Annotated in this window: 10 protein-coding genes; 7 read left to right on the forward strand and 3 right to left on the reverse strand. The window is 65.9% G+C overall.

Going from position 1 to position 14,156, the window contains the following annotated elements:
- Nucleotides 1-13 precede the first annotated feature (13 nt).
- The 6 genes from argS to EC845_RS15245 all read left to right on the forward strand — a co-directional run bounded on the left by argS (nt 14) and on the right by EC845_RS15245 (nt 6,406).
- Nucleotides 14-1,711, forward strand: a complete 1,698-nt coding sequence (argS, locus tag EC845_RS15220) for an arginine--tRNA ligase (protein ID WP_123298980.1) — start codon at nt 14-16, stop codon at nt 1,709-1,711.
- A 22-nt stretch (nt 1,712-1,733) separates the two neighbouring features.
- Nucleotides 1,734-2,462 carry an SPOR domain-containing protein gene (locus tag EC845_RS15225; protein WP_123298981.1) on the forward strand — a complete coding sequence of 243 codons (729 nt, stop codon included), beginning with the start codon at nt 1,734-1,736 and terminating at the stop codon, nt 2,460-2,462.
- 133 nt (nt 2,463-2,595) lie between these two features.
- Nucleotides 2,596-3,240 carry a thiol:disulfide interchange protein DsbA/DsbL gene (locus EC845_RS15230; RefSeq protein ID WP_123299193.1) on the forward strand — a complete coding sequence of 215 codons (645 nt, stop codon included), beginning with the start codon at nt 2,596-2,598 and terminating at the stop codon, nt 3,238-3,240.
- A 203-nt stretch (nt 3,241-3,443) separates the two neighbouring features.
- Nucleotides 3,444-4,061 carry a lipopolysaccharide transport periplasmic protein LptA gene (gene lptA / locus EC845_RS15235; RefSeq protein WP_123298982.1) on the forward strand — a complete coding sequence of 206 codons (618 nt, stop codon included), beginning with the start codon at nt 3,444-3,446 and terminating at the stop codon, nt 4,059-4,061.
- Entirely contained in the window at nt 4,058-4,852 is a 795-nt protein-coding gene (gene lptB / locus EC845_RS15240; RefSeq protein ID WP_370451332.1) for an LPS export ABC transporter ATP-binding protein, read from the forward strand. Before lptA ends, lptB begins: the two co-directional genes overlap by 4 nt.
- An 18-nt stretch (nt 4,853-4,870) precedes the next feature.
- Nucleotides 4,871-6,406: an RNA polymerase factor sigma-54 gene (locus EC845_RS15245; protein ID WP_123298983.1), complete on the forward strand. Its 1,536-nt coding sequence runs from the start codon at nt 4,871-4,873 to the stop codon at nt 6,404-6,406.
- Nucleotides 6,407-6,513: 107 nt separating this feature from the next.
- Here the strand turns inward: EC845_RS15245 and htpG are convergent, their stop codons facing one another.
- Nucleotides 6,514-8,556, reverse strand: a complete 2,043-nt coding sequence (gene htpG / locus EC845_RS15250) for a molecular chaperone HtpG (RefSeq protein ID WP_123298984.1) — start codon at nt 8,554-8,556, stop codon at nt 6,514-6,516.
- 272 nt (nt 8,557-8,828) lie between these two features.
- Between htpG and EC845_RS15255 the strand changes: the two genes are divergently transcribed.
- The gene (locus EC845_RS15255) at nt 8,829-10,460 is read left to right on the forward strand and encodes a sensor domain-containing diguanylate cyclase (RefSeq protein WP_148077318.1); all 1,632 of its coding nucleotides are present in this window, start codon (nt 8,829-8,831) and stop codon (nt 10,458-10,460) included.
- Nucleotides 10,461-10,496: 36 nt separating this feature from the next.
- Here EC845_RS15255 and EC845_RS15260 read toward each other — a convergent pair whose 3' ends face one another.
- On the reverse strand, nt 10,497-12,305 hold the full coding sequence (locus tag EC845_RS15260) for a bifunctional diguanylate cyclase/phosphodiesterase (protein ID WP_123298986.1): 1,809 nt from the start codon (nt 12,303-12,305) through the stop codon (nt 10,497-10,499).
- Between the two features lie 52 nt (nt 12,306-12,357).
- Nucleotides 12,358-14,052 carry a hypothetical protein gene (locus EC845_RS15265; protein ID WP_148077319.1) on the reverse strand — a complete coding sequence of 565 codons (1,695 nt, stop codon included), beginning with the start codon at nt 14,050-14,052 and terminating at the stop codon, nt 12,358-12,360.
- Nucleotides 14,053-14,156: the final 104 nt, after the last annotated feature.

Raw genomic sequence — 14,156 nt, forward strand, 5'->3', positions numbered from 1 at the left:
GAATCGCCCGACTATGCTTTCCGTCAAACAAGAACTCCTGTCCGCCCTGGCCCAAGCGCTGGAGCACCTGTCGCCGGGCTCCGGCGACAAAGCCGTCTTCGAATCGCCCAAGGTCGCCGCGCATGGCGACTGGGCCTGCACGGCCGCCATGCAACTGGCCAAGCCGCTCAAGCAGAACCCCCGCCAACTGGCCCAGGCCCTGGTCGAGCGGCTGCAGCAGGACGCCGCCTTCGTGCGCTGGACCGACGGCCTCGACATCGCCGGCCCCGGCTTCATCAACATCCGCCTCAAGCCCGACGCCAAGCAGCAAGTGGTGCGCGAAGTGCTGGCCGCGGGCCATGCCTTCGGCAGCCAGGCCGCCAACGGACAGCAGGTCCTGGTCGAGTTCGTCTCGGCCAACCCCACCGGCCCCCTGCACGTGGGCCACGGCCGCCAGGCCGCGCTGGGCGACGCCATCTGCAACCTGTACGGAACGCAAGGCTGGAAAGTCCACCGCGAGTTCTATTACAACGATGCGGGCGTGCAGATCCAGACGCTCACCCACAGCACCCGGCTGCGCGCCCAGGGCCACAAGCCCGGCGACGACTGCTGGCCCATCGACCCCGAGAATCCGGCCAGCAAGGGCTTCTACAACGGCGACTACATCCAGGACATCGCACGCGAGTTCCTGGCCGGCGCCACCGTGCAGGCCGACGACCGCAGCGACACGGCCAGCGGCGATGTCGACGACACCGAATCCATCCGCCAGTTCGCCGTCGCCTACCTGCGCCGCGAGCAGGATCTCGACCTTCAGGCCTTCGCGGTGAAGTTCGACGAGTACTACCTCGAGTCCAGCCTCTACACCAGCGGCCGCGTGCAGCGCACGGTCGACCGCTTGATCGCCAACGGCCACACCTACGAAAAAGACGGTGCGCTGTGGCTCAAGACCACCGACTACGGCGACGACAAGGATCGCGTCATGCGCAAGCAGGACGGCACCTACACCTACTTCGTGCCCGACGTGGCCTATCACATCGCCAAGTGGGAACGCGGCTACAGCAAGGTCGTCAACATCCAGGGCACCGACCACCACGGCACCATCGCCCGCGTGCGTGCCGGCCTGCAGGCGGCCGACGTCGGCATCCCCCAGGGCTACCCCGACTACGTGCTCCACACCATGGTGCGCGTGATGCGCGGCGGCGAGGAGGTCAAGATCTCCAAGCGCGCCGGCAGCTACGTCACGCTGCGCGACCTCATCGAATGGACCAGCAAGGACGCAGTGCGTTTTTTCCTGCTCTCGCGCAAGCCCGATACCGAATACATCTTCGACATCGACTTGGCGCTGGCCCAGAACAACGACAACCCGGTCTACTACGTGCAGTATGCGCATGCGCGCATCCGCTCGGTGCTGGCCGCCTGGGGCGGCGACGTGGCGACCCTGGAACAGGCCGACCTCTCCGCCCTGCAGAGCCCGCAGGCCCAGGCGCTGATGCTGCAACTGGCCAAGTACCCGGACATGCTGTCTTCGGCCGCCCAGGATTTCGCCCCGCACGACGTGACGTTCTACCTGCGTGAACTCGCCGCCGCCTATCACAGCTACTATGACGCCGAGCGCATCCTGGTCGACGACGAAGCCGTCAAGCAGGCACGGCTGGCGCTGGTGGCGGCCACCGCGCAGGTCCTGCACAATGGCCTGGCCGTTCTGGGCGTGAGCGCGCCGCAGAAAATGTAACCCCAAGGAGTTTTTCCCAGACATGGTTCGTATCCCCACTTCCCCGCGCCCCGGCCGTCGCCTTCACCAGTTGGGCGGCACTGTGCTCGGACTGATCCTGGGCCTGGTGTTCGGCCTCGGCGTCGCCCTGGCCGTTGCCGTCTATGTGACCAAGGTGCCCGTGCCTTTCCTCAAGCGTGGACCGGCTGCGGCCGACACGCCGGCAAGCTCCACGGCGATCACCCCCGTCACGCCCTCGCCGTCGTCGAGCGCGGGCAGCACGGCCAACACCCCCAACTGGGATCCCAACTCGCCGCTGTACGGACGCCAGCCCGCCCCTGCGACCCCCGATGTGGCGCCGGCCACCGCACAACCGCCGGCCGCCTCCAACCTGCCGCCCGCCGTGGCCGGCGGCCAGGCCCAGACCCCGCAACCCGTGCGTCCGCCGGCGACCGTGGGCGGCAACGATCCACTGGGCCAGTTGGCCATGTCGCGTGCAGGCGGCGCCACCTCGGCTCCCGACGCCTCGGCCGCGGCCTACAGCTACTTCGTGCAGGCCGGGGCATTCCGCTCCAACCAGGAAGCGGAATCCCAGAAAGCCAAGCTGTCTTTTTCGGGCATCTCCACGCGCATCACCGAACGTGAGCAGAATGGCCGTCCTGTGTACCGCGTGCGCAGCGGTCCGTACGACAGCCAGCAGGAAGCCGAAGGCGTGAAATCACGCCTGGCCCAACTGGGCGTCGAAGCGGCCCTGGTGCGGGTCCAGCGCTGAGCGGCTGCGGCGTGAACGGATCTCGCATCCGTTCGCGCCCGCATGGCTTTCTCGCCGTCGCCGAAACTTTTTCATGACCTGCGGGTTCTGACTCCTCGTTAGGAGCAACCCAATTGAGGAGTCTTTCCGAATGATCAACCGTCGTCATTTCGCTGCCACCGTGGCGGCCACCAGCAGCCTGTTGGCCGTGAGCGCGAGCCAGGCCCAGGGCAATGCGCCCAAGGAAGGCAAGGAATACCTGGTCCTGGGCAAGCCGGCCCCCACCGATGCGCCCAAGGGGCAGGTCGAAGTGGTGGAGTTCTTCTGGTACAGCTGCCCGCACTGCAACGCCTTCGAACCCCGCCTCGAAGCCTGGGTCAAGCAATTGCCCAAGGACGTCAGCTTCCGCCGCGCGCCGGTTTCGTTCCGTGCCGACTTCGAGCCGCAGCAGCGCCTGTATTTTGTGCTCGAGGCGCTCAACCTCGTCGACACGCTACATGCCAAGGTCTTCTATGCCATTCACGTCGAACGCAAGAACCTGACGACCAAGGACGCCATCGCCACCTGGATTGCCACGCAGGGTGTCGAAAAGGCCAAGTTCCTCGAGACCTACGACTCGTTCTCGGTCGCCTCCAAGGCCCGCCGTGCCAGCCAGTTGCAGGATGCCTACGAAGTCGCGGGCGTGCCCTCGATCGGCGTCGGCGGACGTTTCTATACCGACGGCCAGCAAGCCGGCAGCATGGAACGTGTGCTGCAGACGACCGACTTCCTGGTCGCCGAACTGCGCAAGGGCCGCTGACCCGGCCGGGCGCCCGCGGCGCCTGTCTTTCCCGCACAACGAACCCGATGCCTGACGTCGGGTTTTTTGTTGGCGCATGCCCAGGCCGCCCCGTCAAGTCCTCGGCGAAATCCCGCATCGCGCGGTCTGCCGAACAGCCTGCACGCTGCCAGCGGCGATTTGCTGGCTACAATGAAAAGCTAACAGAGCAAGATTCATGCCTCATGACTAAAGCGATACACCTCCTCTCCCCCATCCTCCTGGCCGCGGCCATGCTGCTCGGCGCGGGTACGGTGCAGGCCGAGCAGGCCGATCGCCAGAAACCCATGAATGTCGAGGCCGACTCGCTGCGCTTCGACGATGCCAAGCAGACCAGCCAGTTCACGGGCAATGTCGTCGTCACGCAAGGCACGCTGACCATGCGGGCCGACCGCATGGACGTGCGCCAGGATGCGGCCGGCGAACAGTTCGGCGTGGCGCACGGCACCAAGTCCAAACGTGCCTTTTTCCGGCAGAAGCGCGACGGCGTCGACGAATACATCGAAGGCGAAGCCCTGACGCTGGAGTACGACAGCAAGGCTGCCGAAATGCGCCTGATCGGCAATGCCGAGATGCGGCGCTACGTCGGCAGCAAGCTGAGCGACGAGACCTCGGGGCAGCGCATCGTCTACCGCACCGACACCGAGGTGTTCACGGTCGACGGCTCGCCACAAGGCGGCGGCCGGGTCCGCGCGACCATTTCGCCCCGCAACACCGGCGAACAGGCCGCCCCCGCCAAGACCCCTGCGCCGGCCGGACAGAGCCTGCGCGGCAGCACCACTCTCACGGAGCCCCGCCAGTGAGCAGCAAACCCCTGAATCCCTCCCAGGCGCCGGCGGCCGGGCAGACCGCGCGCAGCCGCCTCATCGCGAAGGGGCTCCAGAAGTCCTACGGCAGCCGCAAGGTCGTCAAGGACGTGTCGCTCGACGTCGACAAGGGCGAGGTCGTCGGCCTGCTCGGCCCCAACGGGGCGGGCAAGACCACCTCGTTCTACATGATCGTGGGGCTGGTTCGCGCCGACGCGGGCCACATCAGCATCGACGGCCTGCCGGTGCACGACATGCCCATCCACAAGCGCGCGCGCATGGGGCTGTCCTACCTGCCGCAAGAAGCGTCGATCTTCCGCAAGCTGTCGGTCGAGGACAACGTCCGCGCCGTGCTAGAGCTCCAGCTCGACGAGAACGAACGTCCGCTCGACAAGGCCGCCATCAACCAGCGGCTCGACGGACTGCTGCAGGACCTGCGTGTCGACCACCTGCGCCAGTCGCCTGCGCTGGCCCTTTCGGGCGGCGAACGCCGGCGTGTCGAGATCGCCCGCGCGCTGGCCAGCCAACCGCGCTTCATCCTGCTCGACGAACCCTTTGCCGGCATCGACCCGATCGCCGTCATCGAAATCCAGCGCATCATCAGTTTCCTGAAGTCGCGCGGCATCGGTGTGCTGATCACCGACCACAACGTGCGCGAGACGCTGGGCATCTGCGACCGCGCCTTCATCATCAACGACGGGCATGTGCTGGCGAGCGGCACACCAGCCGAGATCGTCGACAACGCCGACGTCCGCCGGGTCTACCTCGGCGAGCATTTCCGCATGTAACGCAAGAAGTCATCTGCCTTGAAACAAAGCCTGTCGCTACGCGTCTCCCAGCATCTGGCCCTGACGCCTCAACTGCAGCAGTCCATCCGGCTGCTGCAGTTATCGACATTGGAGCTCAACCAGGAAGTCGAGCAGATGCTCGATGAAAACCCCTTCCTGGAGGTCGGCGACGAGGCAGCGCCGCGCGAGGAATTCGGCCAGGACGGCATGGCCGCCGGCAGCACCGGCAGCACGTCGGCCGCGAGCGAAGAATCCACCACTGCCGCAGAGAGCGCAGCGGATACGGGCGACGACTACACATCGAGTGAAACCGAAACGCTGAGCGACTGGGACGGCGACGGCAGCATCGACATGGCGGCCGACGACAGCGAATGGGGCGGCGATGCCCCGGCGCGCAACGGTGCGGCCAGCGACGACGACGATGTCAGCGCGGCCGATCTGGCGCGTGCCCACGAGTCGCTGCAAGACCATCTCCACCGGCAGGCATTGGGCCTGCGGCTCGACGAGGTCGGTCGCCAGGCGCTGTACTTCCTGATCGAATCGCTCAACGACGACGGCTACCTCGAGGACCCCCTCGAAGAACTGGCGCAGAGCCTGACGGGCGCCGACCCGGATCTCGAGCAATTCGAGGAACTGGTCGAGCAGTTCCGCATTTCTCTCAAGCTTCTGCAGAGCCTGGAGCCCGCCGGGGTCGGTGCGCGCAATCTGGCCGAGTGTCTGAGCCTGCAGCTCGCGCAGTTGCCGCCGAGCGAGGAATGCGAAGTGGCACGGCGCATCTGCCGCCAGCCCATGGATCTGCTGGCGCGGCGCGACATCAAGAAGCTGGTGCAGTTGTGCGACGCACCGGACGCCGCCATCCGCACCGCCATGGCGCTGATCGCGCGGCTCGAACCCAAGCCCGGCCGTCGTTTCGTGAACGTCGAGCGCAACGTGATCGTGCCGGACGTGATCGTGACCAGCAGCGGCCACGGTCCCAACATGAAGTTCCGCGCCCAGCTCAACCCCGACGTGATGCCGCGCCTGCGGGTGCACGACATCTATGCCAACGCGCTCAAGGGCCACAAGGGCGACGGCGGCCTGCAGCAGCGGCTGCAGGAGGCCCGCTGGTTCATCAAGAACATCCAGCAGCGCTTCGACACGATCCTGCGCGTGAGCACGGCCATCGTCGAACGCCAGCGCAACTTCTTCATTCACGGCGAACTCGCCATGCGCCCGCTGGTGCTGCGCGAGATCGCCGACGAACTCGGCCTGCACGAATCCACCATCAGCCGGGTGACGACCGCCAAGTACATCTCCACGCCCTACGGCACATTCGAGCTCAAGTACTTCTTCGGTTCCGCGCTGTCGACCGAGACCGGCGGCAATGCCTCGAGCACGGCGGTGCGGGCGCTGATCAAGCAGTTCGTGTCGTCCGAGAACGTCAAGAAACCGCTGTCCGACAACCAGCTCTCGGACATGCTCAAGGAGCAAGGCATCGAGTGCGCGCGCCGCACGGTGGCCAAGTACCGCGAAGCCCTGAGAATCGCGCCGGCCAATCTGCGCAAGGCGCTCTGAGGCCGCACGCCCGGGCGGCCAGTGCAATGGTGCCCCATGAAAAAAAGGATGGTCCTCGCGGAGCCATCCTTTTTTTTGCCCAGGGCCCACCCGCAGGCGGGCCAGCCTCAGCGTGTCGCCAGCAGGCTGTTGACGCGGCGCACATAGGCCGCCGGATCGGCCGGCATGCCGCCTTCGGCCAGCAGGGCCTGGTCGAAGATGATGTGGGCGTAGTCGGCAAAATCCGAGCCGTTGTCGGCCCCTGCCAATTGCTCCAGCTTCTTGACCAGCGCATGCTCGGGGTTGATCTCGAGAATCGGCTCGACTTCGGGCGCCTGCTGTCCGGCCTGCTTGAGCAGACGGGCCAGTTGCGCCGAATAGTCGCCGTCCTCGACCACCAGGCAGGCCGGCGAGTCGACCAGGCGCGTGGTCACGCGCACGTCCTTGGCCTGCCCCTTGAGCACGTCCTTGAGCTTGTCGAGCACGGGCTTGAACGACTCGGCCGCCTGCTCGGCCGCCTTTTTCTCTTCCTCGTCCTGCAGCTTGCCCAGATCGACCGCGCCCTTGGCCACGCTCTGCAGCGGCGTGCCGTCGAAGTCGTGCAGGAAGTTCAGCGCCCACTCGTCGACCCGATCGGTCATGAGCAGCACCTCGATGCCCTTCTTGCGGAAGACTTCGAGCTGCGGGCTGTTGCGCGCAGCGGAAAGGCTGTCGGCGGTGATGTAGTAGATGCTGTCCTGGCCCTCTTTCATGCGTGACTTGTAGGTCGCCAGGCTCACCACCGGTTTGCCGGAGTCGTCGTGTGTCGAGGCGAAGCGCAGCAGCTTGGCGATCTTGTCCTTGTTGGACTGGTCCTCGCCCAGGCCTTCCTTGAGCACCGCACCGAACTCGGCGTAGAAACGGGCGTACTTGTCGGCCTCGTCCGCGAACTCGGCGGCCGCACCTGCGGCAGTCGCGCTGTCGTCGCTGCCGCCGGTGGATTCAGGCGCCGGCACGGCGTCGCCGGTGCCGATGTCGATCTTGCCGTCGCTGCTGTCGGCAGCCGTGCGCTGACGCGAAGCCAGGTCTTCCAGCAGGCCGAGCACGCGGCGCGTGTTGCCTTCGCGGATCGCCTTGACGTCGCGGCTTTCCTGCAGCAACTCGCGGCTGACATTGAGCGGCAGGTCGGCCGAATCGATCACGCCCTTGACGAAACGCAGGTAGCTGGGCAGCAGCGCCTCGGCATCGTCCATGATGAAGACACGCTTGACGTAGAGCTTGAGACCCGTCTTGCGATCGCGGTTCCAGAGGTCTTGCGGCGCCTTGGCCGGCACGTAGAGCAACTGGGTGTACTCGGTGCTGCCTTCGACGCGGTTGTGCGTCCAGGCCAGCGGTTCGTCGGCGTCGTAGGCGATCTGCTTGTAGAACTCGCCGTACTGTTCGGGCGTGATGTCCTTCTTGCTGCGGCTCCACAGGGCGCTGGCCTTGTTGACCGCTTCCCACTCGCCGGTCTTGACCATGTCGCCGGGCTGGTCGTTCTCGCCATCCTTCCACTCTTCCTTTTCCATGAGGATGGGCAGGGAGATGTGGTCGGCATACTTGCCGATGATGCTCTTGAGCGTCCAGGCATTGAGATAGTCTTCGGCATCCTCGCGCAGGTGCAGCGTGACGCTGGTGCCGCGCTGGGCGCGGGCGATCGACTCGACTTCGAAGTCGCCGGTGCCGCCGCTGGTCCAGCGCACGCCCTGGTCGACCGGCAATCCGGCGCGGCGCGATTCCACCGAGATCTTGTCGGCGACGATGAAGCCGGAGTAGAAACCCACACCGAACTGCCCGATGAGCTGGGCATCGGATTTCTGGTCACCGGAGAGCTTGCTCACGAAATCGCGTGTGCCGCTCTTGGCGATGGTGCCCAGGTTCTCGATGGCTTCGTCCTGGCTCAGGCCGATGCCGTTGTCGACGATGGTGAGCGTGCGCGCGGACTTGTCGAAGCTGACGCGGACTTCGAGGTTGGGTGCGTCCTCGAACAGCTCGGGGCGGTCGAGGGCTTCGAAGCGGAGCTTGTCGCACGCGTCCGAGGCGTTGGAGATCAACTCGCGCAGGAAAATTTCCTTGTTGGAATACAGCGAGTGGGTGACCAGATGCAACAGCTGGGCGACTTCCGCCTGAAAAGATAGCGTTTTCTTGCTCATTGGTATCTAATTCGATTCACAAATAGTAACGGCCGATAGAAAGTGCGGGTGCGCGGCCGAATTTCAATAACTTGGGGGAAGCCGTCGACGACCGGACCAGCAGTCCGTCCATTCTGCAACATTGCGCACCCTGCCGAATCCGCCACCCGACAGCCGCCGACAGGCCAGCCCGGTGCACGCCGGGAGCCCGCCGTCTCGCCTTCCGGCCGTCGCGGCAAGCCGATGCCTGCGCGACGCCTTCCATCCCCGACCGTTTCATTTTCCTCGACCGCGTGTCAACCCAACGTCCTCCCCGCTCCGTCCGACTGCTCAGCCGGCTCCGCTCGTCCCGGCTGCTGCCGCTTCTGCTGCGTGTGGATCTGCGCCGCCTGATCCTGGGGATGTCGCTGCTGGCCGTGCTGGTGACCTTCCTCAACACCTTCCATGCGGGTTACTCGCAGCAGCGCGAACTGCTGATCCGCAACACGCTGGACGCCAATCAGGCCTACGCCTCGAAAATGGCCGAGCTGACCGACGTGTTCCTGCAGCAGGCGCTCTCGCAACTCAGCTTCAGCGCCCACGTGCTGGGTTCCAATTTCGACGACGTGTCGCTGCAGACCGCCGAAACGCGCCGTCTGGTTCATCAGAACAAGACCTTCAACTCGGTCCTCATCGTCAATGCCGATGGCAAGATCGTGAACATCACCCCGCCGCTGACCGAAGTGCTGGGCCTGCAGATCAGCAGCGCCGGCATGCTCTCCGCTTACCAGGCGCGCGAGCCCAGGGTGAGCGAGCCCTTCGTCACCTCGGGCACGGCCCGGCTGGTCATCTTCATCAGTTATCCGGTTTACTCGCAGAGGGGCGATTTCCTGGGCTTCATCGGCGGCACGGTCTACCTGCACGAAGACAACGGGCTGCACAGCGTGCTGGGGCGCCACCATTACCAGAACGGCTCCTACCTCTTTGTCGTCGACCGGCAGGGCAACCTGGTGTTCCACGCCAATCAGCAGCGCGTCGGAGAGAACGTCATGCGCAATCCGGTGGTGCAGGCCGTACGCCGGGGCGAAACCGGCAGCGCGCAGTCCGAGAACACACGGGGCACCGCCATGCTGTCGGGTTACGCGCCGGTCAGCTCGACCGGCTGGGGGGTCGTGGTGCAGCGCCCGACCGATCTCACGCTCGAACTGCTGACTCAGCCCGTCATGGACATGCTCCTCAAGGTCGCACCGCTGCTGATGCTGACCTTGCTGGCCATCTGGTTCCTGACGCGGCTGATCGCCAACCCGCTGCACGACCTGGCCATGATCGCCAGCCGCCTCGACGATGCCGACACCGAAAGAAAAATCGGCAAGGTGCCATCGTGGTACTACGAGGTCATCAAGCTCAAGCACGCCATCCTGGCCGGGCTGAGCCTGGTGCAGCGCAAGATCTCGCGGCTCAATCACGAGAATGTGACCGACCCGCTGACGGGTCTGCTCAACCGGCGCGGCATGGACGACACGCTCCGCGCGCTGGACGAGGCCCGCCTGCCCTTCTCGGTGGTCGTGCTCGACATCGACCGTTTCAAGTCGATCAACGACACGCATGGCCACGATGTCGGCGACGCCGTGCTGCGTTTCCTCGCCGAACGCATGCGGCGAACGGCCCGCTCGGGCGATGTGCTGTGCCGCAATGGCGGCGACGAGTTCACGATGCTGTTGCCCGGCACGCCTTCGAACGAGGCGGTGCACGCCTGTGAACGGCTGGCGCAGGCCCTGGCCATCGAAGAAGCCTACGAAGGCGTGCCCATCAGCCTGTCGATGGGCGTGGCGGATTTCCGGCTGGAAGACCGGCATGTGGAAGACGCACTCAAGGCAGCCGACGTCGCGCTCTACCGGGCCAAGCAAGGCGGCCGCAATCAGATCGCGGTAGCGGAACGTACCTAGAAAAACCGGCAGCCCGCAGCGCCGGGCCGGCGTCGTTCAGCCGGCCGTCTGCGCCGAAGCGGCATGCAGGCCGGCCTGGTCCGCAATCGCCGTGAGCACCCGCTCCAGCGCCTTGGGTGCCAGGGGCCGGGAGAACCAGTAGCCCTGCACGTCGTCGCATTGCAGGCTCTTGAGTGCCTCGGCCTGCTCGGCGGTCTCGACGCCTTCGGCGGTCACCAGCATCTCGAGGGCATGCGCCAGCGAGACGATGGCCGAGACGATGGCGTAACCCTTGCCGGGCTTGTCGATGTTGATGATGAGCGAACGGTCGATCTTCAGGCGGTCGAAGGGGAACTGCGTGAGATACGAAAAACTCGAGTACCCCGTGCCGAAATCGTCGATGGCCAGGCCCACGCCCAGGGCCCGCAGGCCTTCGAGCGTGGCCAGGGCACCTTCGGTGTCACCCAACAGCACGCTTTCGGTGACTTCGATCTCGAGGTGCTCGGGCAGCAGTCCGGCATCGTCCAGCGCGCTCTTGACCAGATCGATCAGGCCAGGCTGAAGCAGTTGCCGGGCCGAGACGTTGACGGCGACCTGCGGCACTTCGGCGGACTTGCCGAGCAGCATGCGCCGCAGGCGTCCCACTTCGCGGCAGGCCTCCCGCAGCACCCATTCGCCGATGGGCACGATCAGCCCGATGTCCTCGGCCACCGGGATGAAGGTCGCCGGACTGATGGAACCGCGCCCCGGACACTGCCAGCGCAGCAGTGTTTCCATGAGCAGGATGCGGCCGGTCGACAGATTGACCTGCGGCTGGAAGACCAGGCTGAACTGCTGCTGCTCCAGCGCCTCGCGCAGCAGTCCTTCGAGTTCGAGCCGGTCGACGGCTTCGGACTGCATGGCGTTGCGGAACCAGCACGCCTGGTTGCCGTGCGCGGCCTTGGCAGCACCCAGCGCCACGCGTGCGCGATGCAGCAGCTCGCCGGTATCGACCTTGAGCTCGGGCAGGTACAGCGAGGCGCCGACGCTGGCCGTGAGCCGCAGATTGCGATCGATGGCCTGCATGGGCTGGGAGACCCGGCGCAGCATATGCCCGATCAGGATGTCGACTTCGTGGGTGTCGCCGTCGACCACGCAAGCCAGAAGCCCGCCGCCGATGGTCGCCAGGATCGCATCCGGCCCGATCACGCCGCGCACATGGTGACCGCACAGTTGCAGCACCTGGCCCAGCATGTCGTCGCCCATGGAGTCGCGCAGCCGCGACATCTGGTCGATCTCGATCACCAGCACGGAACAGGGACGGTGGCGAAGCCGTGCATGCTGCAGCTTGAGCGAGGCACGCTCCTGGAACCAGGTCACGTTGGGCAACTGGGTCCAGGCATCCTGGAAACCCTCGTGCCAATTGGCGCCATGCGAGGCGTCGCGCGCCGAGGCGCCTTCGAGGTTCACCAGCCCCATGTAGCACGGCGTGCGCAGCGCGGCCGGCCAGGCCTGCGGCAAGGTCGTGAGCGTGACCTGCACACGCACGCTGGTGCCGTCGCGCCGGCGGTAGGTCCACGATTGCCGGTCGAACTCCGCACCGCTGGTCGGCAGCGCCGAGGCACGCGCGGCCAGCACGGGCTGGCCCTGCGCACCGACCGACACCTCGAACGGCAACTGCGCCGCGCGCCGCAGCAGCTCGGGCGTGTCATGCAGTTGCGCCACCGTGGTGTTCCCGCTGCCGACGAGCTGGTGAGCGCTGTAGCCCGTCAGGCGTTCGAGCGCCGGATTGACGCGCAGCAGCACGCCCTCGGCATCGCAGACGAACACCCCTTGCGCGAGGCTGTCGACGATGTGGGAGTCTTGCGTGAGGTCTGCGGCAGGCATGGAAGTGGCGTGGATCCGGGTTGTGAACCGCTGGACGAAGAATCAACCCCGGTCAGGGCTGGCCTAGAAAAATTGTAAAGCCGGTACTGGACGCCGTGAGCACGCGAACTGCGGAAATTTGGCTCGATGCGTTCAGATCGACGATCAGCACGCCGCTTTGCGTGTCGGTACCCGACTGCGAGCAGCTCGTCGAACCGGTTGCGACCGAATAGCTCAGGTCGCTGACCGAGAACATGTTGCCGGCCGTCTGGATGCTTTCACGGATGGGCGTGATGGCGCCCTTCACGGTACAGCCTCCGCTGGCGGTGCCGCTGAAGGGGTAGGAGCCGTCGGTGTTGGCGGTGCTGCCGATGGTGATCGACGTCACGCGCGGCTGGCTGCCGAAGCCGGCCGAATTGGTGCTGCGGTAGGTCTGTCCGGTCAGTTCGCTGACGAAGGCGACTTCGCGCGCGCTCGTGGCGGCGGGAGTCAGCGACATGGCCGCCGGCAGGCCGTTGTAGGCCAGGGTGCTGCCGTTGGCGCTTTGCTTCGACGGGTCGTCGTAGATCGCCTTGAGCGAAGTCCGCGTCGCCACGGCGCCGGCGAAGTGCATGTTGTTGTAGAGCGTGTCGGTCGAACGGCGCCAGAAGATGTTGTTTTCCGAGTAGAAACCGCCCGAAGCGTTCCCCATGCCGATATTCGACGGGTTGTAGAACACGTCGCCGTTGCCATTGTTGCGGTACATCAGGAACTGGTTGTTGGCCAGCACCACCATGTCGATGGCTTCGTTGTTGAACGGATCGGTGCCCTTCCAGATGCCCGAAGGCACTTGGCTGGTCGTGGCGATGGAGCCGACATCGAAACTGCGCGGCACGGTGGTCGAATCCGTCGCGGCAAAGCTGCCGTCGAGGATGAAGGTGTTGCGTGTGCCGCTCACCGTGCGCACGGCCAGCCACAGGCCGGTCTTCACGTCGTCGGTGCTGTAGCGCACGATGGCGCGTCCCGACAGGACATGACCGGCCTGCGCGCAGGTGGTGCCGTCGATGGTGTTGGCGAGCGTGATGGTGACGTTGTAGAACGGCCCCCCGCTGCTTTGCGGCAGGACCGAGCCATACAGCTGACAGTTGCCGCTGCGTCCGCTGATGCGGCCGGCCCAGTCGACGTACAGACCCCAGCCGCTGGTATCGGACGTCGCCCCCATGTAGGCGCCCTGGATGCCGCCGTTGAGGCTGAGATTGGCGGTGCGCTTGGCCAGGTTGACGTCGTAGCTGCTGGTGAACTGCAGACGGGTCGCGCTGTTGCCGGGGTTGGTGTAGTTGCCGTTGAACGTGGCGTTGGCCGATGTCCAGCTGGGCGTGCCGCGGCCGCTGAGCGTGCCGGTCAGCGCGATGCTGGTCACGAAGGTGCCGGTGCCCTGCTCGTCGGCGGGACGCTGGTAGTAGACGCCCGAGTTGGAGGTCACGCGTCCGCCCGTGGTCTGCAGGTCGGTGCCGTACAGGCCGTCGAAGCCCATCGCATCGGTGCCGCCGCGCGAGAAGTAGTAGAAGCCGCTGGTGCCGGTCGCGCTGCCCGGATCGATGATGCCGAAGAAGGTCTGGCCGCCGCTGGTGCCCGACCAGATGCCGGCCGGATACTGCTGGCCCGACGAACTGCCCGAGTCGGTGCCGCCGCCGGCGCCGATGTCGCTGTCGTCGCCGCCGCCACCGCCGCACGAGGCCAGCGTCGCCGCCGCCAGCAGCGCCACGCTCCACAGTCCGGCGCGTGTCATCCCTGAATGTTTTTTGATGTTTGCTGTCTTCACGATTTTCAACTCCTGGATGCCCATCCCGGACATCCTTCCTGCTGGGTGCATGACCCGCCGCCGCGCTCTGC

This window comes from Comamonas sp. BIGb0124, from assembly GCF_003752175.1.
Lineage (GTDB): Bacteria > Pseudomonadota > Gammaproteobacteria > Burkholderiales > Burkholderiaceae_C > Comamonas_F.

What these genes read in the sequence shown, in the direction of transcription:
- argS (WP_123298980.1), top strand. Translation starts at nt 14, where the DNA reads ATGCTTTCCGTCAAACAAGAACTCCTGTCCGCCCTGGCCCAAGCGCTG.
- EC845_RS15225 (WP_123298981.1), top strand. Translation starts at nt 1,734, where the DNA reads ATGGTTCGTATCCCCACTTCCCCGCGCCCCGGCCGTCGCCTTCACCAG.
- lptA (WP_123298982.1), top strand. Translation starts at nt 3,444, where the DNA reads ATGACTAAAGCGATACACCTCCTCTCCCCCATCCTCCTGGCCGCGGCC.
- htpG (WP_123298984.1), bottom strand. Translation starts at nt 8,556, where the DNA reads ATGAGCAAGAAAACGCTATCTTTTCAGGCGGAAGTCGCCCAGCTGTTG.
- EC845_RS15260 (WP_123298986.1), bottom strand. Translation starts at nt 12,305, where the DNA reads ATGCCTGCCGCAGACCTCACGCAAGACTCCCACATCGTCGACAGCCTC.
- EC845_RS15265 (WP_148077319.1), bottom strand. Translation starts at nt 14,052, where the DNA reads ATGACACGCGCCGGACTGTGGAGCGTGGCGCTGCTGGCGGCGGCGACG.